The sequence below is a fragment of the Bacillus sp. NTK071 genome (genome assembly GCF_017303315.1).
Lineage (GTDB): Bacteria > Bacillota > Bacilli > Bacillales > Guptibacillaceae > Guptibacillus.
Map to the genome: position 1 here is coordinate 162778 of NZ_JAFKOI010000001.1, position 24324 is coordinate 187101.

Below are 24324 nucleotides of genomic sequence, written 5' to 3' on the forward strand. Positions count from 1 at the left end.
TAAATAATTCCGAATTTTAGGTCTAATAGGTGGTTATTTATTTCGAAATCCGATATATTATGTATATTGTCATTTAATTTTAATTCTTTATTGTCAGAGGGTGGTGTCAGGATGGAAACATTTAAAAGGTTGAAAGAGTTCTATTGGCCATATAAAAAGCTTTTCCTTTGGTCAGTTTTCTCACTGATTTTTGTTACGGGAATCACGGTACTTTACCCCATGCTTTTACAGTTTACAATTGATGATGTCATTCTTAAGCAGGAATACAAATGGGTACCGTATCTTGCGTTTGGATTTATCGGCATCATGTTAGTGAAGGGAGTAGCGACGTTCTTTCAGCAGTACCTAGGGGATTTATTTGGCGTTACTGCAGTCTACCGTCTGAGAGAAGAACTTTACAAAAAACTTCAATATCTACCTTTCCGTTACTACGACAATGCTAAGACGGGGGATTTAATGTCAAGATTGACAGCGGATGTGGAAGGGTTTCGCTTTTTCCTTTCATTCGGCTTCGCTCAGGTAATCAACTTCATTCTACTCGTTAGTTTTAGCCTTGTCGTTATGTTCAGTTATTCTGTTCCGCTTGCATTCGTAACATTAGGAATGCTGCCGTTTCTTGGGGTTGCAGTTTATATGTTCGATAAACGTGTTCACCCGGCTTTTAGAGGTATACGAAAATCGATGGCAAGACTAAATACGAAAGTACAGGAGAACATCAGCGGTATAAATACAGTGAAATCTTTATCAAGAGAAGATTTTGAGATCGATAAATTTGTCGATAGCAATACAGATTACAGAGATAATTACTTAACAACTTCATATATATGGGCGAAATTCTTCCCATTGATGGAGTTTATCGGCAATCTTTGTGTTGTATTCCTTCTATCTTATGGAGGGTATCTTGTTTTTCAAAACCAGCTCCAACCTGGTGAACTCGTGGCGTTCTTTAGTCTTGTCTGGTATATCATATGGCCAATTATGAACCTTGGATTTGTGATCAATACGTTTTCACAGTCTAAAGCGTCAGGTGAACGACTGCTAGAAATACTTGATGAACCAGAAGATATATATAATCGAAAAGATGCGCTAGATATAGAGCGTATGGAAGGTCATGTTTCCTTTAATCAAATTACACACAAATATGCTTCAGAGGATGACGAAGCATTAAAAGATATTTCATTTGATGCGCCGAAAGGAACGACAATTGGTCTTCTTGGAGCCACAGGCGCTGGGAAAACAACCATTACTCAATTAATTGCACGTTTTTATGAGCCTACGAGTGGAGAGGTGCTAATTGATGGAAGAAACATCAATCAATACACTGTAAAATCACTACGTAGAAACATAGGTGTTGTATTACAGGAAACGTTCTTATTCTCATCTACGATTCGAGATAACATCGCCTATGGTGATCCGGACGTATCCTTTGAAACAATACAGGAAGCTGCGAAAAGAGCACAGGCGCATGAGTTTATAATGGAAATGCCTGATGGTTATGACACTGTTCTAGGGGAACGTGGGATGGGACTATCTGGTGGACAGAAGCAGAGAATTGCTATAGCGAGAGCAATCCTAACTGACCCTAGTATATTAATATTGGATGATGCGACTAGTGCAGTAGATATGCAAACTGAAGGGAAGATTCAGAAAGCATTTCAGGAAGTGATGAAAGGAAGAACTACATTTATTATTGCGCACAGAATTTCTTCATTGAAACACGCTGATGAAATTATCGTCTTAGATGAAGGGAAAGTTGTCGAGCGTGGTAAACATAGTGATCTTATTGAAGATGATGGCTACTATCGTAGTATCTATAACATTCAATATCAAGATCGGGAGGAAATCATGGCAAGGCAAACAGGTTGAAATGGGGTGAAGAGTTGAAACAAAATCGAAGAGCGAGGTTCCATTACTCGCAAGATACAGCTATAGAAAAACAATTTAATTGGAAGCAAATGACGCGTTTACTTGGTTACATGGATCCTTATAAAAAGAATTTGCTGCCAAAAGCAATTATCTCCATGCTGTTATCAACAGCGGTAAGGTTAATTGTCCCTATATTTATAGGGGTATTACTTTTTGATCATGCCATCAAGAATCAGAATAAAACGCTTTTAATTCAATTAATTATCGGAATTGCGGTCCTATACTTATTATCGTGGGTTGCTAACACCTATCGTATCAAATGGACGAATCAACTTGGTCAGTATATTATTTATGACATTAGACAGGGGCTCTTCAAGCATATCCAGCGATTGTCCCATGGTTTTTTTGATAAGCGATCTGCAGGATCCATTCTAGTAAGAATTATTAATGATGTGAACTCGATGCAGGAGCTATTCACAAGTGGCGTTATAAATCTTTTGATGGATATTGTTCTGCTGTTTGGAATTATTGTTATTATGTTTGTCCTTAGTCCTCAGCTAACACTAGCCATCATGATTATCCTGCCATTAATGTTTTTCATTTCAACAAGCTTGAGAAAAAGAATCCGCCGATCGTGGCAGCAAGTTCGAATTAAACAAGCGAAACTCAATTCTCACTTAAATGAAAGCATACAAGGAATTCGTGTTACGCAATCTTATACGCAGGAAAAAGGAAACATGGAATTCTTTGAAGGAGTTAATCACGAGAATTATGCTAGTTGGAAGGATGCAACAAAAAAAAGTGCATTCTTTAGACCTTTCGTTGAAATGTCCAATGCGATTGGGACTGCGATTTTAATTTGGTTTGGCGTCTATCTCATTCAGAATGGGATGGACTACGGTGTATTTGTTACATTTGCTTTCTATCTTGGGATGTTTTGGGAGCCTATTTCACGTCTTGGTCAAGTTTACAACCAACTGCTCGTTGCAATGGCTTCTTCAGAACGAATTTTTGAATTTCTAGACGAACAACCGAACGTACCTGAGAAGAAAAATGCAATTGAGCTTAAGGAAATGAAAGGCGAAATTACATTTGAGGATGTTGAGTTTTCTTATGATGAAAGTCGTAAAGCTCTTCATGAAATGAGCCTTAGAATGAAAGCAGGGCAAACTGTTGCGCTTGTTGGGCATACGGGTTCAGGTAAGTCGACAATCGCCAATTTAATTAGTCGATTCTACGACCCTACGAAGGGGACTGTACGGATTGATGGAACCGACCTAAAAGATGTTAAACTTGATAGCTTAAGAGAGAAGGTTAGCGTTGTTCTCCAAGATACATTCATTTTCTCCGGGACAATCATGGAAAATATTCGTTTCGGTCGGCCGGATGCAACCGATGAGGAAGTTGTTGAAGCGGCTAAAGCTGTTGGCGCTGATCATTTTATAAAACGTTTAAGTAATGGTTACGAAACGGAAGTGGAAGAGCGAGGCAATATCTTATCTGTAGGTGAACGTCAATTGTTGTCTTTTGCTCGCGCTCTTCTTGCCGATCCTAGGATTCTTATTCTTGATGAGGCAACAGCTAGCATTGATACAGAAACAGAGTTAAAAATCCAAAAAGCTTTGAACGTAGTATTAAAAGGTAGAACTGCTATTATGATTGCTCACCGTCTTTCTACAATTCGTGAAGCAGATAATATTATCGTGTTAGATCATGGCCGGATATTAGAACAAGGTAATCATAGCGAATTAATGCGAAGTGGTGGTACGTACTATGAGCTTGTTAAATCCCAATTTAATATGATGGACGCAGGATAAAGAAGCCGGTAGCGGCTTCTTTTTTTGCTTATGTTAATAAACAGTGTTGTTTATCGGCTCATTCGTACAATATGAGCTAACATGGCCAATAAAAAAGGGTCGCGCAATCATTGCGCGATCCTTTTTTAATAGGCTCTTTACTAAAAGATTGTTGCTTATGAAAGAATTTCTTATATTAAAAGCCACACTTCGCTGATTAGAGCGAAAGGATGCTCGACTCCTGCAGAACTAGCGGGACAGGTGAGACCACACTGGAGCGGAAATAAACTCGCAATAGCAACTATGTCTTCGAAAAGAGTCTAAATTATATACTTTGTGATACTTGTCACAAAGTTAGAGATAGGTCATAATAAGGTTATTAACAAGCATAATATTTCAATCGTTTCTATTGATAATAATGAGGGAAACAGAATAAGAGATAACTAGAAAACGGATTAAAAGGGGATGGACGAGTTGGAATTGGATTCAGCGATGCTAAGTCGTATGTTAACAAGCTTAACGCTCGGGTTTCATATTATATTTGCAACACTTGGTGTTGGTGTTCCATTATTAATTAGCCTAGCGGAATTTATCGGTATTAAACGAAATGATCCTTACTATACATTACTTGCTCGTCGATGGACGAGGGGATTTGTGGTAACCGTAGCTGTTGGTGTTGTAACTGGAACAGCAATAGGTCTACAATTATCTCTTTTATGGCCGAATTTCATGCAGCTTGCAGGACAGGTCATTAGTTTACCATTATTCCTAGAAACTTTTGCATTCTTCTTTGAAGCAATCTTTCTAGGAATCTATCTATATACTTGGGATCGGTTCAAGAAGCCAATTTATCACTGGATTATTTCAATACCGGTTATTATAGGGTCGACGCTTTCAGCAGTGTTTATATCAACAGTTAACGCATTTATGAATGCTCCGCAAGGATTTACAATGGTCGGTGGTGTTTTGACAGATATCGAGCCCCTCGTAGCTATGTTCAATCCAGCTACACCGACAAAAGTAGGTCATGTTGTTATGTCTGCTTATTTGACGTCTGCTATGGTCCTTGCCGCTATTACGGCATTTAGTATGCTTAAAGGTAAGAGGAGCATCTATTATAAAAAAGCTTTGAAACTTACAATGACTGCTGGATTTATTTTTGCCATTGGTACAGCAGTTATCGGAGACTTCTCTGGTAAGTTTCTTGCAGAATATCAGCCTGAGAAATTAGCAGCTGCAGAGTGGCATTTTGAAACGACGGAAAATGCTGATCTTGTCGTTGGAGGAGTTTTAGATCGGGAAACGGAAGAAGTTAAGTATGGTCTTGTTCTACCTAATTTCTTAAGTATTCTTGCTCATGGTGATCCCAATTCAGAAGTGATGGGGCTTGATCAAGTTCCTGAAGATGAAATTCCGCCACTATTTATTCATTATCTTTTTGATGGAATGGTAGGTATAGGAATGTTCCTTGCAGCACTAACCTTTTTCTACATGATTGCCCTACGCATAAAGCGATTTAACGTAGAGAATAAGTGGTTGCTTCGCTTAATTGTCCTTGCTGGACCACTTTCTGTGCTTGCTATTGAATTTGGCTGGATATTCTCTGAAGTTGGTCGTCAACCATGGATACTGTGGGATATACTCAGAACAGGACATGCTGCAACAACTTCTGATAGCGTTGGATTAATGTTTATCCTATTCTTACTGCTATACATCGTGCTAGGTACGCTTTGTGTAACAGTGCTTCGTAAAATGTTTAAATCGAATCCAGCTGAAAACGAGCTAGAGGACATTGCGAGAACGAAATAAGAAGAGGTCAGATCGAGAGGGGTGAAGCAATGGACATTCAATTAGTAGGAATAACGGTACTTTGGGTTTTCCTTTACGGGTATTTAATTACAGCTTCCATCGATTTTGGAGCAGGTTTCTTTGCCTACTATGGGGAGCTTACTGGACGTGAGCACATTATAAATAAAATTATTAATCGTTACTTATCACCGGTTTGGGAAGTAACGAACGTATTTTTTGTATTCTTTTTTGTTGGACTAGTCGGTTTTTTTCCAGATACAGCATATTATTACGGTACAGCTTTACTCGTACCAGGTAGCATCGCGATTGTTCTTCTCGCAATTCGTGGGTCCTTCTATGCTTTTGGTAACTACGGAGCGAAGAAAAGTAGAGTGTACACATTTCTATATGGTGTAACAGGGTTATTAATACCAGCATCTCTTTCAACAGCATTAACGCTATCTGAAGGTGGATTCATTGAGGAAGTAAACGGTAAGGTGGTTTTTCTAGCGGGTGAACTTTTCTCAAGCTTCTATTCCTGGTCAGTTGTGCTATTAGCAATTGTTTCTGTGCTCTTTATTAGTGCGGCCTTCCTTACGTATTATGCGAGTAGGGCAAATGACGAGCCGGCGCTAGAGTTGCTAAGAAAGTACGCTCTGTTCTGGAGTGCACCAACGATTCTTTCGAGTATACTCGTTTTCGTGGCGCTTCAGCAGCATAACCCAGTTCATTTTGAACGAACACTGGACTACGCGTGGTTTTTTATTGCTTCGTTATTATGTTTTTTAATTGCAACATACTTTATTTTTAATAAAAAGCGATATGGAACGGCATTTCTTTTCGTTATGTTACAGTTTTTCTTCGCGTTCTTTGGATATGGTATTTCACATTTACCATGGATTTTATATGATTACATCACAATTTACTCGGGGTATACAAATGAAACCACCGGTGTTTATCTTGTCGTAGCCTTTATAGCTGGCCTCTGCCTCCTGGTGCCGTCGCTTATTCTGTTAATGAGGTTATTCCTTTTCGATGCAGAATATGTAAAGGGTAATAAGTCATAGTCAACAGTATTGACACTGTTAATCAAAGTGGTAGGATAGAATGGATAGTGCACCGGCTTTCGTGCTGGTGGCGTTTCTTTCTGGATAAGTAGGAGGAGTGTACGTTGAAAAAGCAATTTGCTGTAATTGGACTCGGCCGTTTTGGAGGCAGTATATGCAAGTCATTAAGTCAGCAGGGGATGGAAGTTCTTGCGATTGATATGGATGAAGACAAGGTGAATGAATTCTCTTCTGTGGCCACACATGCTGTAATCGCTGACTCTACAGACGAGAGTGTCTTGAAGAATCTTGGAATTCGAAACTTTGATCATGTTATTGTTGCCATTGGAGATAACATTCAATCAAGTATCTTAACAACACTAATTCTAAAGGAATTAGGAGTTAGCAAAATTACTGTTAAAGCACAGAATGATTATCATGAAAAAGTGTTAAATAAAATTGGTGCGGATAAAATTGTCCACCCTGAACGTGACATGGGTGTTAGAATTGCGCACAACATCGTTTCAAATAGCGTATTAGATTATTTAGAGCTCTCAGATGAGCATAGCATCGTGGAGCTTATTGCTAACTCTAGAATGGACAACAAATCGATTATTGAATTGGATATACGTGCTAAGTACGGGGCGAATATCGTAGCGATTAAAAATGGTGATGAAATTATCGTTTCACCACAAGCGGACCAAAAGATCTATAAAGGTGATATTCTAATCGTTATTGGATCTGACCAGGATATTAACCGTATGGAACGCCAATTATTGAATCGGGATTAAAAATAAAGTAGTAAACGTACAAAACAGCCTGTCATTTTGACAGGCTGTTTTTTTCATTTATTAAATTTCCATAATGATCGGTAGGATCATTGGACGACGCTTTGTTTTTTCATATAAGAAAGGTGCTAGTGTATCTGTGATTTCATTTTTGATTTCTGACCACTGACTTGTGCGTTTTTCCATTACCCCGTTTAAATGCTTTGATAAAAGCTCTTGAGCATCATTAATAAGGTCACCAGATTCTCTCATGTATACAAACCCTCTTGAAATAATATCTGGTCCAGAAAGAATTTTGAACTCCTTCATGTTAATGGAAACAACAACAATGACAAGACCTTCTTCAGAAAGAATTTTGCGATCACGTAGAACGATATTTCCGATATCGCCAATTCCTTTTCCGTCTACATAAACAGAGCCGGATGGAATTTTTCCACTAATGGATGCTTCGTTTTCGCTAAGTGCAAGTACTTCACCATTATCCATGATAAAGGAGTGGTCTTGCGGAATGCCACAATCTTGTGCAAGCTTGGTATGCATTTTTAGCATGCGATACTCACCGTGGATCGGCATAAAGAATTTTGGCTTAATGAGACGAAGCATAAGTTTCTGCTCATCTTGACCACCGTGACCAGATGTATGAATGTCACTAAGCTTATGGTGAATTACGTCTGCACCAGCACGAGAAAGTTGGTTGATAATTCTCGAAACACTAACCTGGTTACCAGGAATAGGAGAAGAAGAGAATACAACCGTATCTCCAGGAATGATCTGAATTTGACGATGTGTTGCATTAGCAATTCTAGAAAGTGCCGCCATCGGTTCACCCTGACTACCTGTACAAAGGATCGTAACTTTGTTCTCCGGTAGTCGATTAATTTGGTGTGCATCAATAAACGTATCTTTAGGAGCGCGAATATAACCAAGCTCCTGACCAATTGTTATGTTTGCTTCCATGCTACGTCCAAATACAGCGACTTTACGGCCGTTTTCTACTGCAGCTTCAACAACTTGCTGTAGACGATGAATGTTTGATGCAAATGTTGCAAAAATAACTCGTCCATCCACTTTTCTGAAAATGTCCTGAATGGTTTCACCGACACGGCGTTCTGACATTGTGAAGCCAGGAACTTCACTATTCGTACTATCTGAAAGAAGAGCAAGAACGCCTTCTTTACCGATTTCAGCCATCTTTGTTAAGTTTGCAGGTTCTCCAACAGGAGTGAAGTCAAACTTAAAGTCACCTGTATGAACAATGTTTCCTGGTGGTGTCTTAACTACAACTCCATAAGAATCTGGAATACTATGAGTTGTTCTAAAGAACATGACAGATGTCTTTCTGAATTTAATAATGTCTTCTTCTGTAATTTCATTTAACGAAGCACCACGTAGAAGGCCATGTTCTTCAAGTTTATTACGAATAAAGCCAAGTGCTAGCTTCCCGCCGTAGATTGGTACATTGATTTCACGAAGCAAGTAAGGGATGCCGCCTATATGGTCTTCGTGACCGTGGGTTATGAATAACCCTTTAATCTTGTCTTGATTTTTTACAAGGTAAGAGTAATCAGGAATAACATAGTCAATTCCTAATAACTCTTCCTCAGGAAATTTAATGCCTGCGTCCACAAGGATAATTTCATCCTGGAACTGAATACCGTACATGTTTTTACCGATTTCTCCGAGTCCGCCTAATGCGAAAACGGCTGTTTGATGATTTTTAACAAATTTCATAGTCTATACATTCTCCAATTCAAAGTGCTCTGATTTTTGCTCAAACTCTAGAAATTCATCTTCTACGGTTTGAATAAATTCGATATTATGGTTACGTTCCTTTAATTTGTAACGAACTTCCCGTTCAGAATTAGCCTCAACGTACAGGCTCTTTGTTCGTTCTCTTACAGGAACCTCCTCTTTGGTGTCCTGATAAAAAACTTTATAAATCATTCTTAATCTCTCCTTAACTCAGACAATTTGTGTGCATCTCCGTTCATTATATAGGAAATTGGTTTCTTTTTCATGTTTCTAGTGATATTTCCATGATAAATAGGAGAATTCGCATGAATTTTTATGAAAAAATCATTATTCAATCGAGTGTTTAGGTTGTGGGAATAGCATATTTCTCCACGTTTGTTTTAACTTTCTCTTCATTTTTCGATACAATTTTCTCATCCTTTCTTTTTTAATAGCTATTGTTATTATTTATCAGTGATCTTGGAATTAGTTTGGGAAAAGATGGGAAAGTGTGCCGAGAGACAGAAGTTTGCATTTCCTGTAACATATATGAGGACGATTGTGTAGAGGAGTGGAGCCGTGAGACTTTATGCAGCACCAGTTTCATTAAGTTTAATTTGGGGCATGTCTTTCATGTTCATTAAGTTAATAGTACCTGTCGTTGGTCCGTGGGGAGTTGTATTCTATCGATGCCTACTTGGTGCTAGTGCAATCTTCATCTATCTTCTTGTAAGAGGAAGGATTGGAGAATTAAAGAATAAGCTACCGTGGGGGAGCCTTGTGCTTGTCGGGATAATGAACGCTCTCATTCCCTGGGGAATGATTGCATTAAGTGAAGAACGCATATCAAGCAGTCTTGCTGCAACATTGAATGCAACAACTCCACTTTTTACAACAGTTCTAGGTGCAATATTTTTTGGACGAATTTTAATAAGGAAACAATGGTCAGGAATTATTGTCGGTTTTATTGGAATTCTCTTTCTGATTGATCTCGATCTAACGACCTTACTTGAAGAAGATTGGCGCGGTATTTTTCCTATGTTGTTTGCTACTGGCTGCTATGGCTTTGCATCTCAATATACAAAGAAGAACCTTAAGGATGTCCCTGTAGATGTTCTCGCACTTGTTACACTTTCTGTTGGAGCGCTTGGGGGATTCGTTCTTATGTATTTAACGGGGCAAGGGAGCATGCAGTTTACGGTACTCTTTCAACGTGATATTCTGATATCGCTATTTGGTCTAGGGGTACTTGGCTCAGGCATAGCATACTTGCTGTTCTATTATATGATTCAAAAGGGAAGCGCTGAATTTGCGACGCTTGTAACCTACCTTGTTCCGGTTACCGCCTTGATTTGGGGGAGTGTCTATTTAAATGAAGACATTACCATACCAATGATTATTGGGTTGCTCTGTGTTTTTACAGGGGTGTACATGTCTGGTCGATCAGCGAAGGTTGAGCGGAAATCATATAGTAAATCTGCGTAATTAAACATTATAAAATAATAAAGTTAGGTGAAAAAAGTTGAACAATGAAAAAATTGTATTCTTTGATATCGATGGAACACTTTTAGATCATGATAAACAAATTCCGGCATCAACAAAAGATTCCCTGAAAAAACTTACTGAAAAGGGAATTCATGTAGCGATTGCAACAGGCAGAGCACCTTTCATGTTTGCCAATCTTCGTGACGATCTCGGAATTGATACATTTATTAGTTTTAATGGGCAATATGTAAAGCATAAGGAGAATGTTGTGCTTACAAATCCTCTTAGTAAAGAAGAAATTACTTCGTTAGAAGAAGCAGCTAAAGAGAATGGTCATCCAATGGTATTTCTTGATCATGAAGCGATGATGAGCAATCATGATCAGCATCCTCATATTATGAAGAGCATGGATGATCTCAAAATGCACTATCCTGGCTATGATCCATCTTATTATCACTCAAGAGAAATATACCAAGCGTTGTTATTCTGCGAAAGTAAAGAAGAGGCTAATTACCGTGATACTTACGGCAACCTTGATTTTATTCGTTGGCATGATTTCTCAATGGATGTGATACCTCCTGGTGGTTCAAAAGCAAGAGGGATTGAAGCTATGATTGAGCATCTTGGATTTAAACGTGAGAATACGTATGCTTTTGGAGATGCGTTGAACGACATTGAAATGCTAAAGTTCGCTGGAACAGGTATTGCGATGGGAAATGCATACGAAGAAGTGAAGAAGGTAGCGGATGTGATCACTGATCCTGTTGATCAAAACGGCATACGAAGTGGCCTTGAGAAAGTTGGACTACTTTAATAAAGTTCGTAGACATTGTTGCAGCTAGAGTAGTGATTAATCTTCGCTCCTACCATCTATGCGTGGTATTTATACAGTTTAAGAGCAACAATCTCTTTTAAAAAGCTATGTTAATGAATAGTGATGATTCATGGCTTATTTACGCCCTGTGGTTACCAATCAGCAGAGCTGAATGACACAAATAAGCCAAAAATCGATCAATATGAGCTAACATGGCCAATAAAAAAGGATCGCGCAATGATTGCGCGATCCTTTTTTTTATTGGCTGTTTTCTAAAAGATTGTTGCTATTGAATGATTTTTTATATAAAAAGCCACACTTTGCTAATTGGAGCGGTAATTAACCAACTCTTATAGCAGCAATGTATACGAAAAGAGCCTTTTAGTAAGATACTTATCGATTGAGGGGGGATAATTCACTAGCTTCCTCATTATTAATGCGATCATAAAACATGATCCCGTCAAGGTGATCAATTTCGTGTTGGACAACGATCGATGGTAGACCCTTTAATCTGACTTTTACAGTTTCACCCTCAGCGTCTATCCCTTTCACTGTAATTCTTGCAAACCTTGGTACTGCCCCTGGCACTTCACGATCAACAGATAGACAGCCTTCGCCTCCATCAAGAAATGTTTTCTCAACTGAATGACTGATGATTTTGGGATTCATTAATCCATAGCTATATAACGTTCCTCTATGGTCTGTTACATGTACAGCTATCATTCGTTTTCCAATACCAATTTGTGGTGCTGCAATTCCAATTCCTGAACGTAGCTCGTATTTTGAAGCAGTTTCTGGATCCTGACTATTAATTAGAAATTGCTGCATGTCGCGAAGAATTTGTTTCTCCTCATCTGTAGCTGGCAATTCAATCTCCTTAGCCTGCTCGGTTAGAATCGGATCTCCTTCTCTTTTAATATCTTTCATTGTTAACATGTACTGTTTCACTCCTATTCAAAACGGTCTTCCTACTATATAAGTATATTCAACTTTATTGAAGGAATAAAGGATAAAGTAATGAAATAAACTGATTAACCCCAATTTAACATATCAGCCAGAGGTATAAATGTTTTTGCAATTAGTAAGCGATTAAGTATCCTATTTATTTGAATATGTGAGAGCGTTGTTTCTGTGAAGGCGAATTAAAACAATATAATATGAAAAATGGACTGTTCTATTGGTTACCGTATTATGGTATAGTAATCAAGGTATAATTATATTGGAATCAATTGGATATGTGGGGGGACTTCTTTTGTTGCGTAAATATCGTTTAGGAATTATTTCTCTATTTTTCTGTTTTCTCATGGTTGGTTTAGCCGGTTGTCAATTTGGTAGTAGTACAGAGGAAAAAATGTACGACCACTTAGAGGAGACAGTTGCTCTCGAAGATCAGTTTAGAGAACAGCAAAAGCCATTGGCTAAAGCAGAAAAGAAAGAACAAGATATTTATAATGAAATTGTGGCACTAAGTATGGACGAGTTTGAAAAAATCGAGAAGCTTTCTAAAGAAGCTGAAGAATACACCGATAAAAGACTTGAGTACTTAAAGAAAGAAAAAGAAAGCATAGATGAAGCTTACAAAGAATTTGAGGAAATTAAAGACTTAAACGACGACCTTGAAGGCAAGGTAAAGGAAGATGCAAATACGCTTATCGACAAAATGGACAAGCGCTATAATGCATATAAAAAGTTACATAGTGAATATAAAGCTGGTATAAAAGAAGATAAGAAATTATATAGCTCACTTCAAGATAAAGAGCTTACTTTAGAACAACTTCAAGATCAAATTAAAGCAATCAACGAACAATACAGCAAAGTAGCTGAACAAAAAGACGCCTTTAATAAGTTCACAAAGGAATTTAATGATGCTAAAAAAGATTTTTATAAATCAGCAGAATTAGATGTTAACTACGGTGAATAATGATGGAAACCACTCAAATTGAGTGGTTTTTTTATTTCATAGGCTTTCGGACATTATCTATTTGCGTTTGATTATGTATATCTTTCCTATTATTTACACTAATACAGTTTCGGTAATTAGAATGTAACAGATAATATTTGGTAAGTAATATGTAAATAAGAAATCAATCAATTGACTTGAAACTTACTGTATTGTAAACTTAAAAACGAACTTACTCATGAAGAGAAGCACTCCCTTATTCTTACTGATACAGACTATTAAACGCAGTAATACATAGTACTAGGGATTATTTCTTCAGAAATAAGGGTATGACATTGAGTGATGTCTTAAGTAAAGCAATTTAATGAATGAAATATGTCATTTAATAACGTTGAAATGGACATGCTAGTTATGTCTGTAAACTGAACGACCCACTCACAATTGCTAATGCAATTAAATAATCTATCTCTTTATGAATGAAAGGATGAGGTGAAAGGTATGGGAACAAAAACCATCGAAAACATCGAAGGCCAATTTGAAATGTTCCAGATTCTAAATGAAAATGGCGAAATCGTTAACAAAGAAGCGATGCCTGAACTATCAGACGAGCAGCTTCAAGAATTGATGCACCGTATGGTGTACACACGAATTCTTGATCAGCGTTCAATCTCGTTGAACCGTCAGGGGCGTCTTGGTTTCTACGCGCCTACTGCTGGACAGGAAGCATCACAACTAGGAAGTCAATACGCACTTGATAAGGAAGACTGGATTCTTCCAGGTTACCGTGATGTTCCACAGATCATCTGGCACGGTCTTCCATTATATAAAGCATTCTTATTCTCACGTGGTCACTATGTAGGAAACCAGGCTGACGGCCTAAACGTGTTAAGCCCACAAATCATCATTGGGGCTCAAATCACGCAAACTGCTGGTGTTGCACTTGGACTTAAGAAAAAAGGCAAGAAAAACGTAGCAATTACTTACACTGGTGACGGTGGTGCTTCTCAAGGTGATTTCTACGAAGGAATGAACTTTGCAGGTGCGTATGCTGCTCCAGCAATCTTCGTTGTTCAAAACAACCGTTTTGCAATTTCAGTTCCAGTTGAAAAGCAATCTGCAGCGAAAACAATCGCTCAAAAAGCTGTTGCTGCTGGTATTCAGGGAGTACAGGTAGACGGTATGGACGTTCTTGCTGTTTATAAAGCAGTAACTGATGCTCGTGAGCGTGCAATTAACGGTGAAGGCCCAACTCTAATTGAGACAATGACTTACCGTTATGGTCCACATACAATGGCTGGCGATGATCCAACTCGTTACCGTTCTGAAGATCTTGATAGCGAGTGGGAAAAGAAAGATCCAATCGTTCGTTTCCGCAAGTATCTTGAAAGCAAAGACCTTTGGAATGAAGAGAAAGAAAACGAAGTTGTAGATAAAGCGAAAGCTGAAATTAAAGCTGCAATTAAGCAAGCTGATCAAACTCCGAAGCAGAAAGTAACGGACCTCATTTCTCATATGTATGAAGAGCTTCCTTACAACCTTCGTGAGCAATACGAACAATATAGTGCAAAGGAGTCGAAGTAAGCTATGGCGCAAATGACAATGATTCAAGCAATCACTGATGCGATGCGTACGGAGTTGAAAAATGACGAGAACGTACTCGTATTTGGTGAAGACGTAGGTCAAAACGGCGGCGTTTTCCGTGCGACAGAAGGACTTCAAAAGGAATTTGGTGAAGATCGCGTATTCGATACTCCACTTGCAGAGTCAGGAATCGGTGGCATGTCTATCGGTCTTGCATTAACTGGATTCCGTCCAGTACCAGAAGTTCAGTTCTTTGGATTTGTATACGAAGTAATGGATGCTATTTCCGGTCAAATGGCACGTCTTCGTTATCGTTCAGGCGGCTCTTTCCACGCCCCAATTACTGTTCGTTCACCATTCGGTGGTGGCGTTAAGACACCAGAACTTCACGCAGATAGCCTTGAAGGGCTTATGGCTCAACAGCCAGGACTTAAAGTCGTTATTCCTTCAAACCCATATGATGCGAAAGGTCTTCTTATTTCTGCGATTCGTGATAATGATCCAGTTATTTTCCTTGAGCACATGAAGCTTTATCGTTCTTTCCGTCAGGAAGTTCCTGAAGAAGAATACACAATTGAAATTGGTAAAGCTGAAGTGAAGCGTGAAGGTACTGACATTACAATCGTTACTTACGGTGCAATGGTACAAGCATCACTTAAAGCTGCAGAAGAGCTAGAGAAGGATGGCATTAGCGCTGAAGTAATCGATCTTCGTACGGTTAGCCCGCTCGATATCGATACAATCATTGCTTCTGTTGAGAAAACCAATCGCGCAATCGTTGTACAGGAAGCTCAGAAACAAGCTGGTATTGCTGCTAACGTCGTTGCAGAAATTAACGATCGCGCAATTCTTAGCCTAGAAGCTCCAGTGCTTCGTGTAACGGCTCCTGATACAGTATTTGCATTCTCGGCAGCAGAAGATGTATGGCTTCCAGATCACACTGACATCATTGAAAAAGCAACACAAGTTGTTAATTTTTAATTAATCGTTAATAAAAAAACATGAAGTGAAGCTGCGATCCGCGCTTCGCTTCAGAATTTATATAAGCTAAATTTTTCTACAATTAGGAGGCGAAGTCCCGTGGCATTTCAATTCAAGATGCCGGATATCGGTGAAGGTATCCATGAAGGCGAAATCGTAAAATGGTTTGTTAAATCCGGAGACGAAGTTAAAGAAGACGATATTCTTGCAGAAGTACAAAACGACAAAGCTGTTGTTGAAATTCCTTCTCCAGTAGACGGAACGGTTAAAGAAGTTCACGCAGAAGAAGGCGCGACTGTTATCGTTGGCGATGTAGTCATCACTTTCGACGCAGAAGGTTATGAAGATGCAGAAGAAGAACCAGCAGCTGAACAGCCACAAGCTGAAGAAGAAGCTCCTAAAGCAGAAGCTAAATCAGAAGCGAAAGAAGATAGCGCTGGATCTAAACCACTTCCTGAAGACGACGAAGAAACGGATCCAACAAAACGCGTCATCGCAATGCCTGCCGTACGTAAGTATGCTCGCGAAAACGGTGTTAGCATAACTAAAGTTTCTGGTTCAGGTAAAAATGGACGAGTTGTTAAAGAAGATATCGATAACCACGTTAATGGCGGCGGAGAAGCAGCACCTGAATCAACTGAAGCTCCGAAAGCTTCAGAAGAGAAGGCTGAGACATCTACTCAAGAAACAAAACAACAGCCTGCTGCAGCATCAGCACAGCCTGAAACACGTGAGAAGATGAAAGGTATGCGTAAAGCTATTGCGAAGGCAATGGTTAACTCTAAGCATACTGCACCACACGTAACGCACATGGACGAAGTTGTTGTAACAGACCTTGTAGCACACCGTAAGAAGTTCAAGCAATATGCTGCAGACAAAGATGTGAAGCTAACTTACCTTCCATATGTTGTTAAGGCACTTGTTTCTGCACTTCGTGAATTCCCAATGCTTAACGCGTCAATTGACGATTCAACTGACGAAATCGTACACAAGCATTACTACAACATCGGTATCGCTGCTAATACTGACGCTGGACTCGTTGTTCCAGTTGTGAAAGAAGCAGACCGTAAGCCACTTCTTAATGTTTCATCTGAAATTAATGAGTTGGCTAAAAAAGCTCGCGATGGTAAACTATCAGGGGACGATATGAAAGGTAGCACATGTACAATTTCTAACCTGGGTTCTGCTGGTGGTCAATGGTTTACACCAATCATCAACAATCCAGATGCTGCTATTCTTGGTATTGGTCGTATTGAGGAGAAGCCAGTTGTTATCGACGGCGAAATCGTTGCTGCACCTGTACTTGCTCTATCGATCAGCTACGACCACAGACTTATTGATGGCGTAACAGCACAACTTGCTCTTAACCACATCAAGCGTCTGTTGAACGATCCACAACTCTTAATGATGGAGGCGTAATAATATGGTAGTAGGAGATTTTCCAATCGAATTAGACACACTTGTAGTAGGAGCTGGACCAGGTGGATATGTTGCTGCAATCCGTGCAGCACAGCTTGGTCAGAAGGTTGCAATTGCTGACAAAGGTACTCTAGGCGGTGTTTGTTTAAACGTCGGCTGTATTCCTTCTAAAGCATTAATTAACGCATCTCATAAATACGAATCTGCAAAACATTCTGATGATATCGGAATTACTGCAGAGAACGTTAACGTCGACATGAAGAAAGTTCAAGAATGGAAATCTTCTGTAGTCGATAAACTTACCGGCGGTGTTGCTGGACTTATGAAATCAAACAAAGTCGATGTTATTAGCGGCGAAGTTTATTTCGTAGATAAGAACACTGTTCGTATTATGGACGAGAAGAACTCTCAAACATATACGTTTAACAATTGTATTATTGCAACAGGATCACGCCCTATTGAGCTTCCAAGCTTTAAGTGGAGCAAGCGCGTTCTTTCTTCAACAGGTGCACTTGCACTTGATGAAGTACCTAAGAAAATGGTTGTTATCGGTGGAGGTTATATCGGAATCGAGCTAGGTTCTGTTTATGCTAACTTTGGTACTGAAGTAACAATTCTTGAAGGTACTAAACAAATCCTTCCTGGATTTGAAAAGCAAATGAGCTCACTTGTTTCTCGTCGTTTGAAGAAGAAAGGTAATGTTGAAATCATTACTGAAGCTCTTGCTCAAGGCGTTGAAGAAACAGAAGATGGCGTAACAGTAACTGCAGAAATCAAAGGCGAAACAAAAACGTTCGACGCTGATTATGTACTAGTTACAGTTGGGCGTAAGCCGAACACAAATGAAATTGGTCTTGAAGAGCTTGGTATCGATATGACAGACAAAGGACTTGTTAAGATCGATAAGCAGTGTCGCACGAACTTCGATAATATCTATGCAATTGGTGATATTGTTGAAGGTCCTGCACTTGCTCACAAAGCTTCTTATGAAGGTAAAGTTGCTGCTGAAGCAATTAGCGGTGAGAATTCTGTCATCGACTATCTTGCGATTCCTGCGGTTGTCTTCTCTGAGCCTGAATTGGCATCAGTTGGCTACTCTGAACAGGAAGCAAAAGATGCAGGATTTGATGCGAAAGCTTCTAAGTTCCCATTCGGTGCTAACGGTCGTGCTCTTTCTCTAAACGATAGTGAAGGCTTTATGAAGCTAATCACACGTAAAGAAGATGGACTTGTTATTGGTGCACAAATTGCGGGGCCTAACGCTTCTGACATGATTGCAGAGCTTGGACTTGCAATTGAAGCTGGTATGACAGCTGAAGATATTGCACTTACAATTCACGCACACCCAACACTTGGAGAAATTACTATGGAAGCTGCAGAAGTAGCTCTTGGTACTCCAATTCATATTGGTTAATGCGAATACTAAGACCCGGTGAATTACTCACCGGGTCTTTTTTCTAGGTTCTTTTCATAAGTATAAGGCTCTTTTCTGAAAGTTTGTTGCTTTTGAAATAATTTTAAAAAGCACACTTAGCAAATTTGAGAGGAAATTAACCACAAATCTAATAGCAAAAAAGGCCTGCGAAAAAATTGTTGTTCTTGAAAGAGGTATTGTCTACGGAAATAGCTTTTTTCTATCTTTAATTTGTTGTTAAATTAGATAAAGACACATACTGAAGACTATTCCTGCATATATGTTCAGCGTAAGGAGGGAACCGCTTGCTAAGACATGGGGGAGTTCTATTCATTCAACTATGTATTTGGTTCGCATTTTTTCTTATTATCCACCAATCTGGACATGATCACTTATCATATAAAGTCATGCTATTCTTTGTATTTCTTTATCTAATTTGCACATTAACAGTTAGACTTATTTCTAAAAACAAAGTGATTCTCATATTGATGATTCTTTCTACTACACTTTATCTCATTACAGAACTAGTATTAGTCATTAGTTAACAGTCAATCATTGTACATAAAAGAGCCACCACCGAACAATCGGTGGTGGCTACTTGCCGTTAGTTAGAATTGTGTTCATCTTTCTTAGGACGTGGTGGAACTTTCTCTTCTTTGAAGGCTTTTATAAGTGAAATAATCATACCTATAATGATAATAGCGAATGGAAAAGCAGCTATTATTGATGCCGTTTGAAGCGCTCCGAGTCCACCAGACCAAAGGAGTACAGCAGCTGCAGAAGACTGAATAACTCCCCAAGTTAATTTCACTTTCGTGGAAGGATTCATGCTTCCATTTGTTGTTTGCATGCCAAGTACAAATGTTGCAGAATCGGCAGAAGTGATAAAGAATGTGCTAATTAGTAAAATCGCAATAATGGACATAACCGTACCTAATGGATATTGCTCTAACACTGCGAAGAGCGCTACTTCCATTCCCTGATTGTTAATGATGTCATAAATACCGGTACCAGCCATATCAAGTGAAATGGCAGATCCACCGAATACCGAGAACCACAAACCACCAAAGATTGTAGGGACTAATAGAACACCTAGAACAAATTCACGTATCGTTCTACCTTTAGATACACGTGCGATAAATGTACCAACAAATGGTGCCCATGCAATCCACCAGGCCCAGTAGAAGATTGTCCAACTTTGGATCCAAGATGAGCCTTCAAAAGGTCTCATGCGAAGACTCATGCTAGGCAAATTCTGAATATATGAACCTAACGTAGAAGTGAAGAGATCCATAATAAAGTTTGTTGGTCCTGCAAAAAGTAAAAAGAACATAAGCAATATCGCAAGAACGATATTAGTATTACTTAAATATTTTATGCCTTTTGAAATTCCAGTGGAAGCGGAAATCATGTAAAGCACAGTTACAATCAATATAATAATCAACTGTGTGTTAAATGAATTCTCTATTCCAGTTAAGTATGAGATTCCTCCACCGATTTGAGAAGCACCAAACCCGAGGGAAGTTGCCACACCAAATACGGTTGCGATAACAGCGATAACATCAATAATTTTACCGATCGGTCCATTAACACGATCACCGAGAATTGGATAGAAAATGGCGCTAATAAGACCAGGTGCACCTTTTCTAAATTTGAAGAAAGCAAGTGCTAGTGCAACTACCGTATAGATTCCCCATGGGTGTAATCCCCAATGAAAGAAACTGTACTGAAAAGCCAAACGAGCTGCTTCATCAGATTCGGGTCCTGCACCTGCTGGCGGGTCATAATAGTGGAACATCGGCTCTGCTACACCCCAGAATACTAAGCCTATTCCCATACCGGCTGAGAAAAGCATAGCAAACCAAGTAATCAGATTGTACTCTGGTACATCTGTTTCTTTTCCAAGACGAAGTCTGCCGTATTTCGAGAAAATGAGATAAATGGCAAAAATCAGAAATCCGGATGCTGCTAATAAATAAAACCAGCCAAACTTCACTTGTAGAAAACTTTGAAGTGAGGAAGTCGTAGAATCTAATGACTCTGGAGAAATTGTTCCCCATGAAATAAAGAGGACAGACAGTACGACAGAAATAATAAAGACTGCAGTAAGTTTATTCATATTACATCATTACCTTTCTAGATATTCTTTTTTTAGACGAGGCATTCATTTAAAGTACGATTTATATAAGATACTGTTCTAAATGTTGCCCGCTGTTGCCAAAACTATGCAATTTACCAGACCATTCCCAGTGATTTACAGAAACCTTATGAACTCAAGAAAAAAGGCACGTTCTCTAGTATATTTGTTGTAAACATTGATGTAAAGGGAAAACACATGGCAGCTCCTTAGTCAGAATTATAATTAAATTAAGCAACTTAGATGGTTAAATGTGACATTCTGCTCTTTATCCTACTCATTACTTGGTATATGATTGATAGAGACTATAGAGGGAGAGAGAGAGATGAAGAATTTACTGAAATGGGTCACACTAGCCACTTTGCTTTTCGTAGCAGCGTGTTCAACAAATACGGCTTCGGAAATAGACGAAACTAGTGATCAACAAACAAATAGCAAGGAAGAAACAAATGAGGTAACGGCTAGTAAAGATAGTGAGGAAACTAATAATAAAGACGAAAAAGAAAAAGAAAAAGAAAAAGAAAAAGAAGAGGTAGTAACGGAAGAGGAGGTAGCTCCTGAATATCGATTAAATGAAGCGTTTTGGGGGTTTGAACCGATAAACGATTCACCAGCTGAAGCTGTACTCCTCACAATCGATGATGCGCCAGATAACAATGGAGTTGAAATGGCAAAAACGCTTAAAGAACTTGATGCACCAGCTATCTTTTTTGTTAACGGTCACTTTCTTGATACAGAGGAAGAAAAAGCTCGTTTAAAGGAAATTCATGATATGGGATTTGCAATCGGAAATCACACGATGACTCATTCAGATCTTAAAACATTGTCTGAAGAAGAGCAAAGAGAAGAAATTGTGAAGTTGAATGACCTAATAGAAGATATTATAGGGGAAAGGCCAGAATTTTTCCGAGCGCCGTTTGGTTCTAATACTGATTACTCCAAATCTCTTGCAGAAGAAGAGGGAATGCTTGTCATGAATTGGACCTATGGGTATGACTGGGAAAAGCAATATCAGGAGAAGAATGCTATTGCAGACATTATGGTGAACACACCACTTCTTCAAAACGGTGCAAACCTCTTAATGCATGATCGCGATTGGACTGCAGCTGCACTAGAAGATATTGTAACTGGATTAAGAGAAAAAGACTTTCAGTTAATTAAGCCTGAGGAAATTGAACCGCTACAAAAATAAACAGCCCAACGGGCTGTTTATTTTTGTGAGTGCTGAATAACTCGTCCATTGAAAAGTGTCAAATTTGCCTTCAATTTAGTAGCAAGGAATTTACACAATTCATTCGCTTTCGCTTTATCTCCATGAGTTGATTGATCTGGCAGAACAACTTGAATACGCTTGTCTGATATTCCGATAATAATCATTCTGTAATTTTCATTTTTTCCTTTTAAGTAAAACCATGAATCTTCGGACTTTTCAACCAGGTCATATGGGTAGGCAGAGTCTCCATATGACCATGATAATTGCTCACCCGTTTTTTTCATTAGTTCTTCGTAATAGATGAGAAGAGCTTTGACTTTGTTAAGAGTGATGTCTTCTACTTCACTGGGAGCGAGATAAGCACTTTGAGGCATAGTATTCCCCCTTCTTCATAGGTATAGTGTACATCCAAATTAGTTTTCTGACAATTAACTAATTCCGAAACAAAGGAACACATAATGATCATAAAAAGAATATAATGTGATATACAATATAGTGTTGACAAAACAATTGTGACACACTATTATGGAATTAAGCGAAACGGAAGCGTTTTCAAAATTACTTAAGGGGTGTTGAGAATGGGTATTATTATTTGTTCTACTTGTGAGAAAACAATTGATCATGTAAATGAAGAGAAAGTAAGCACACTTTATAGCAGATGTCCGGAATGCAACAAGAAAGATAGAAAATAGGGTGAATAATAAGAGGCGGCCAACTGGCCGCCTCTTATTTAATTGCCTTATATTCTTTAATGACACGTATCATTTTTAATTCATCATCTTCAGGACCTTGTACAGGAAGACCAGCTTCAATATTCTCATCTATATATTGAAGGTTTTCTACTGTAATAACTTCACCTGGGATGAAGATAGGGATTCCTGGTGGATAAACCATAACGAATTCTGCAATCGTTCTACCTGCAGATTCTTTAAACGGAATGACTTCTGTTTCTGAGTAGAAAGCATCACGAGGTGAAACCGCTAGTACTGGAATGTCTGGAGCATGAACATCAAATTTCTTCGCTGTTCCTCCTCCTGATTCCCTGAATGCTTCCACCATATCTTTTAACGCATAAACAAGCGCACTTGTCGTTTCCTCAGTATCTCCTGGAGTGACAATGCAAAGAAGGTTATATAAATCAGAAAGCTCAACCTCAAGATTTGCTTCTTTACGTAACCATACCTCTGCTTCGTATCCTGTAATTCCAAGGTCATGTACAGAAATAATGAGTTTCGTAGGGTCGTAATCATACGTAGCATCTGTCCCTAGAATTTCTTTCCCTACACAATACAGTGGGGAGATTTCATTGATTTGATCACGCGCTTTTTCTGCAAGTTGAATGGACTGTTCCACAAGCTCATAACCGTCCATCACAAGTCTTTTTCTCGCTACGTCAAGTGAAGCGAGGAGAAGATAAGACGTAGAGGTAGTGGTTAACATGCTAATAATGGTTTGTACACGCTTTGTTGATACAAGACCTTCCTTAACATTTAGCACGGAACTTTGAGTCATCGACCCACCGAGTTTATGGACACTTGTAGCCGCCATATCAGCACCAGCTTGCATAGCTGAAAGAGGAAGACGATCATGAAAATGAATATGAACTCCATGAGCTTCATCCACTAATACTGGTACATCATAGTGATGGGAAATGGCAACAATTTCTTCAAGATTCGCTGATATTCCAAAATAAGTTGGATTGATCACAAGAACACCTTTAGCGTCTGGATGTTGTTCAAGAGCTTTTTTAACAGCATTCGGTGTAATACCGTGTGATATGCCAAGCTTTGGATCAATTTCAGGATGAATAAAAACTGGAGTTGCACCCGAAAAGATGATGGCAGACATAACGGACTTATGAACGTTCCTCGGAACGATAATCTTATCTCCTGGTGAACAAACCGTCATAACCATCGTCATAATGGCTCCGCTTGTCCCTTGTACTGAAAAGAATGTTGCATCTGCTCCAAATGCTTCCGCTGCAAGATCTTGCGCTTTCTTAATCATGCCATGAGGATGATGAAGATCATCCAGAGGTTGAATATTGATTAAGTCAATAGATAGGGCATTATCCCCAATAAAAGAACGAAATTCAGGATCCATCCCTTTTCCTTTTTTGTGACCTGGTATATGAAATTGAATCGGATTTTTAGTAGCATGGTTTACTAGACCGGTAAATAGTGGTGTTTCGTTTTGTTGCAAATCCAGCACCTCTTTATTTATACTTTAATAGATAAAGCTCTCCACAATAAGAAGTGGAAAGCCAGGTTTTTATGGAATTAAATATCATGTAGTATATCTTTATGCTACAGTGGCATTCTTACCTACGTATTCCTTAAACAAACTGAGTATAATCACCCCGAAC

Annotated in this window: 21 protein-coding genes; 15 read left to right on the forward strand and 6 right to left on the reverse strand. The window is 38.9% G+C overall.

The window, feature by feature from the left end:
- Nucleotides 1-111 precede the first annotated feature (111 nt).
- The 5 genes from JI666_RS00875 to JI666_RS00895 all read left to right on the forward strand — a co-directional run bounded on the left by JI666_RS00875 (nucleotide 112) and on the right by JI666_RS00895 (nucleotide 7287).
- Nucleotides 112-1866 (forward strand): ABC transporter ATP-binding protein, encoded by a 1755-nt coding sequence (locus tag JI666_RS00875; protein ID WP_206887932.1) that lies wholly within the window; start codon nucleotides 112-114, stop codon nucleotides 1864-1866.
- Nucleotides 1867-1880: 14 nt separating this feature from the next.
- Nucleotides 1881-3683 carry an ABC transporter ATP-binding protein gene (locus JI666_RS00880; RefSeq protein ID WP_286170528.1) on the forward strand — a complete coding sequence of 601 codons (1803 nt, stop codon included), beginning with the start codon at nucleotides 1881-1883 and terminating at the stop codon, nucleotides 3681-3683.
- A 453-nt stretch (nucleotides 3684-4136) separates the two neighbouring features.
- Nucleotides 4137-5471 carry a cytochrome ubiquinol oxidase subunit I gene (locus JI666_RS00885; RefSeq protein WP_286170529.1) on the forward strand — a complete coding sequence of 445 codons (1335 nt, stop codon included), beginning with the start codon at nucleotides 4137-4139 and terminating at the stop codon, nucleotides 5469-5471.
- Between the two features lie 29 nt (nucleotides 5472-5500).
- Entirely contained in the window at nucleotides 5501-6517 is a 1017-nt protein-coding gene (locus tag JI666_RS00890; RefSeq protein ID WP_206887938.1) for a cytochrome d ubiquinol oxidase subunit II, read from the forward strand.
- A 104-nt stretch (nucleotides 6518-6621) separates the two neighbouring features.
- Nucleotides 6622-7287, forward strand: coding sequence for a potassium channel family protein (locus JI666_RS00895; RefSeq protein ID WP_206887941.1), 666 nt, complete (start codon nucleotides 6622-6624; stop codon nucleotides 7285-7287).
- Between the two features lie 60 nt (nucleotides 7288-7347).
- Here the strand turns inward: JI666_RS00895 and rnjA are convergent, their stop codons facing one another.
- Nucleotides 7348-9015 carry a ribonuclease J1 gene (rnjA, locus tag JI666_RS00900; RefSeq protein ID WP_136945678.1) on the reverse strand — a complete coding sequence of 556 codons (1668 nt, stop codon included), beginning with the start codon at nucleotides 9013-9015 and terminating at the stop codon, nucleotides 7348-7350.
- A gap of 3 nt (nucleotides 9016-9018) precedes the next feature.
- Entirely contained in the window at nucleotides 9019-9228 is a 210-nt protein-coding gene (rpoY, locus tag JI666_RS00905) for a DNA-directed RNA polymerase subunit epsilon (RefSeq protein WP_048309974.1), read from the reverse strand.
- Between the two features lie 366 nt (nucleotides 9229-9594).
- Here rpoY and JI666_RS21875 point away from each other — a divergent pair, with 366 nt between their 5' ends.
- Both JI666_RS21875 and JI666_RS00915 read left to right on the forward strand, forming a co-directional pair.
- Nucleotides 9595-10500: a DMT family transporter gene (locus JI666_RS21875; protein WP_206887943.1), complete on the forward strand. Its 906-nt coding sequence runs from the start codon at nucleotides 9595-9597 to the stop codon at nucleotides 10498-10500.
- Nucleotides 10501-10537: 37 nt separating this feature from the next.
- Nucleotides 10538-11314: a Cof-type HAD-IIB family hydrolase gene (locus tag JI666_RS00915; RefSeq protein ID WP_206887946.1), complete on the forward strand. Its 777-nt coding sequence runs from the start codon at nucleotides 10538-10540 to the stop codon at nucleotides 11312-11314.
- A 393-nt stretch (nucleotides 11315-11707) separates the two neighbouring features.
- Here the strand turns inward: JI666_RS00915 and def are convergent, their stop codons facing one another.
- Nucleotides 11708-12250 (reverse strand): peptide deformylase, encoded by a 543-nt coding sequence (def, locus tag JI666_RS00920; RefSeq protein WP_206887949.1) that lies wholly within the window; start codon nucleotides 12248-12250, stop codon nucleotides 11708-11710.
- Nucleotides 12251-12533: 283 nt separating this feature from the next.
- On the opposite strand from def, the gene JI666_RS00925 reads away from it, so the two are divergent.
- The 6 genes from JI666_RS00925 (at nucleotide 12534) to JI666_RS00950 (ending at nucleotide 19154) form a co-directional block, all read left to right on the forward strand.
- Complete coding sequence (locus JI666_RS00925) at nucleotides 12534-13235, forward strand: YkyA family protein (RefSeq protein WP_206887952.1); 702 nt, start codon at nucleotides 12534-12536, stop codon at nucleotides 13233-13235.
- 477 nt (nucleotides 13236-13712) lie between these two features.
- On the forward strand, nucleotides 13713-14795 hold the full coding sequence (gene pdhA / locus JI666_RS00930; protein WP_206887955.1) for a pyruvate dehydrogenase (acetyl-transferring) E1 component subunit alpha: 1083 nt from the start codon (nucleotides 13713-13715) through the stop codon (nucleotides 14793-14795).
- Between the two features lie 3 nt (nucleotides 14796-14798).
- Nucleotides 14799-15776, forward strand: a complete 978-nt coding sequence (locus tag JI666_RS00935) for an alpha-ketoacid dehydrogenase subunit beta (protein WP_206887957.1) — start codon at nucleotides 14799-14801, stop codon at nucleotides 15774-15776.
- Between the two features lie 99 nt (nucleotides 15777-15875).
- Nucleotides 15876-17195: a dihydrolipoamide acetyltransferase family protein gene (locus JI666_RS00940; RefSeq protein ID WP_206887959.1), complete on the forward strand. Its 1320-nt coding sequence runs from the start codon at nucleotides 15876-15878 to the stop codon at nucleotides 17193-17195.
- Nucleotides 17196-17199: 4 nt separating this feature from the next.
- Nucleotides 17200-18609, forward strand: a complete 1410-nt coding sequence (lpdA, locus tag JI666_RS00945; protein WP_206887961.1) for a dihydrolipoyl dehydrogenase — start codon at nucleotides 17200-17202, stop codon at nucleotides 18607-18609.
- Between the two features lie 305 nt (nucleotides 18610-18914).
- Entirely contained in the window at nucleotides 18915-19154 is a 240-nt protein-coding gene (locus JI666_RS00950) for a hypothetical protein (protein ID WP_206887963.1), read from the forward strand.
- Between the two features lie 59 nt (nucleotides 19155-19213).
- Here the strand turns inward: JI666_RS00950 and JI666_RS00955 are convergent, their stop codons facing one another.
- Nucleotides 19214-20728, reverse strand: coding sequence for a glycine betaine uptake BCCT transporter (locus JI666_RS00955; RefSeq protein WP_206887964.1), 1515 nt, complete (start codon nucleotides 20726-20728; stop codon nucleotides 19214-19216).
- Nucleotides 20729-21071: 343 nt separating this feature from the next.
- Here JI666_RS00955 and JI666_RS00960 point away from each other — a divergent pair, with 343 nt between their 5' ends.
- Nucleotides 21072-21938, forward strand: coding sequence for a polysaccharide deacetylase family protein (locus JI666_RS00960; RefSeq protein ID WP_206887967.1), 867 nt, complete (start codon nucleotides 21072-21074; stop codon nucleotides 21936-21938).
- A 17-nt stretch (nucleotides 21939-21955) separates the two neighbouring features.
- Here the strand turns inward: JI666_RS00960 and JI666_RS00965 are convergent, their stop codons facing one another.
- Nucleotides 21956-22333 carry a DUF1885 family protein gene (locus tag JI666_RS00965; RefSeq protein ID WP_206887970.1) on the reverse strand — a complete coding sequence of 126 codons (378 nt, stop codon included), beginning with the start codon at nucleotides 22331-22333 and terminating at the stop codon, nucleotides 21956-21958.
- 204 nt (nucleotides 22334-22537) lie between these two features.
- Between JI666_RS00965 and JI666_RS00970 the strand changes: the two genes are divergently transcribed.
- The gene (locus JI666_RS00970; protein ID WP_206887973.1) at nucleotides 22538-22651 is read left to right on the forward strand and encodes a GapA-binding peptide SR1P; all 114 of its coding nucleotides are present in this window, start codon (nucleotides 22538-22540) and stop codon (nucleotides 22649-22651) included.
- A gap of 34 nt (nucleotides 22652-22685) precedes the next feature.
- Here the strand turns inward: JI666_RS00970 and JI666_RS00975 are convergent, their stop codons facing one another.
- Complete coding sequence (locus JI666_RS00975) at nucleotides 22686-24161, reverse strand: aminotransferase class I/II-fold pyridoxal phosphate-dependent enzyme (protein ID WP_206887975.1); 1476 nt, start codon at nucleotides 24159-24161, stop codon at nucleotides 22686-22688.
- Between the last annotated feature and the right edge of the window lie 163 nt (nucleotides 24162-24324).

What these genes read in the sequence shown, in the direction of transcription:
- rpoY (WP_048309974.1), bottom strand. Translation starts at nt 9,228, where the DNA reads ATGATTTATAAAGTTTTTTATCAGGACACCAAAGAGGAGGTTCCTGTA.
- JI666_RS00965 (WP_206887970.1), bottom strand. Translation starts at nt 22,333, where the DNA reads ATGCCTCAAAGTGCTTATCTCGCTCCCAGTGAAGTAGAAGACATCACT.
- JI666_RS00970 (WP_206887973.1), top strand. Translation starts at nt 22,538, where the DNA reads ATGGGTATTATTATTTGTTCTACTTGTGAGAAAACAATTGATCATGTA.
- JI666_RS00935 (WP_206887957.1), top strand. Translation starts at nt 14,799, where the DNA reads ATGGCGCAAATGACAATGATTCAAGCAATCACTGATGCGATGCGTACG.
- def (WP_206887949.1), bottom strand. Translation starts at nt 12,250, where the DNA reads ATGTTAACAATGAAAGATATTAAAAGAGAAGGAGATCCGATTCTAACC.
- JI666_RS00955 (WP_206887964.1), bottom strand. Translation starts at nt 20,728, where the DNA reads ATGAATAAACTTACTGCAGTCTTTATTATTTCTGTCGTACTGTCTGTC.
- JI666_RS00890 (WP_206887938.1), top strand. Translation starts at nt 5,501, where the DNA reads ATGGACATTCAATTAGTAGGAATAACGGTACTTTGGGTTTTCCTTTAC.
- rnjA (WP_136945678.1), bottom strand. Translation starts at nt 9,015, where the DNA reads ATGAAATTTGTTAAAAATCATCAAACAGCCGTTTTCGCATTAGGCGGA.
- JI666_RS00875 (WP_206887932.1), top strand. Translation starts at nt 112, where the DNA reads ATGGAAACATTTAAAAGGTTGAAAGAGTTCTATTGGCCATATAAAAAG.
- pdhA (WP_206887955.1), top strand. Translation starts at nt 13,713, where the DNA reads ATGGGAACAAAAACCATCGAAAACATCGAAGGCCAATTTGAAATGTTC.
- lpdA (WP_206887961.1), top strand. Translation starts at nt 17,200, where the DNA reads ATGGTAGTAGGAGATTTTCCAATCGAATTAGACACACTTGTAGTAGGA.
- JI666_RS00960 (WP_206887967.1), top strand. Translation starts at nt 21,072, where the DNA reads ATGAAGAATTTACTGAAATGGGTCACACTAGCCACTTTGCTTTTCGTA.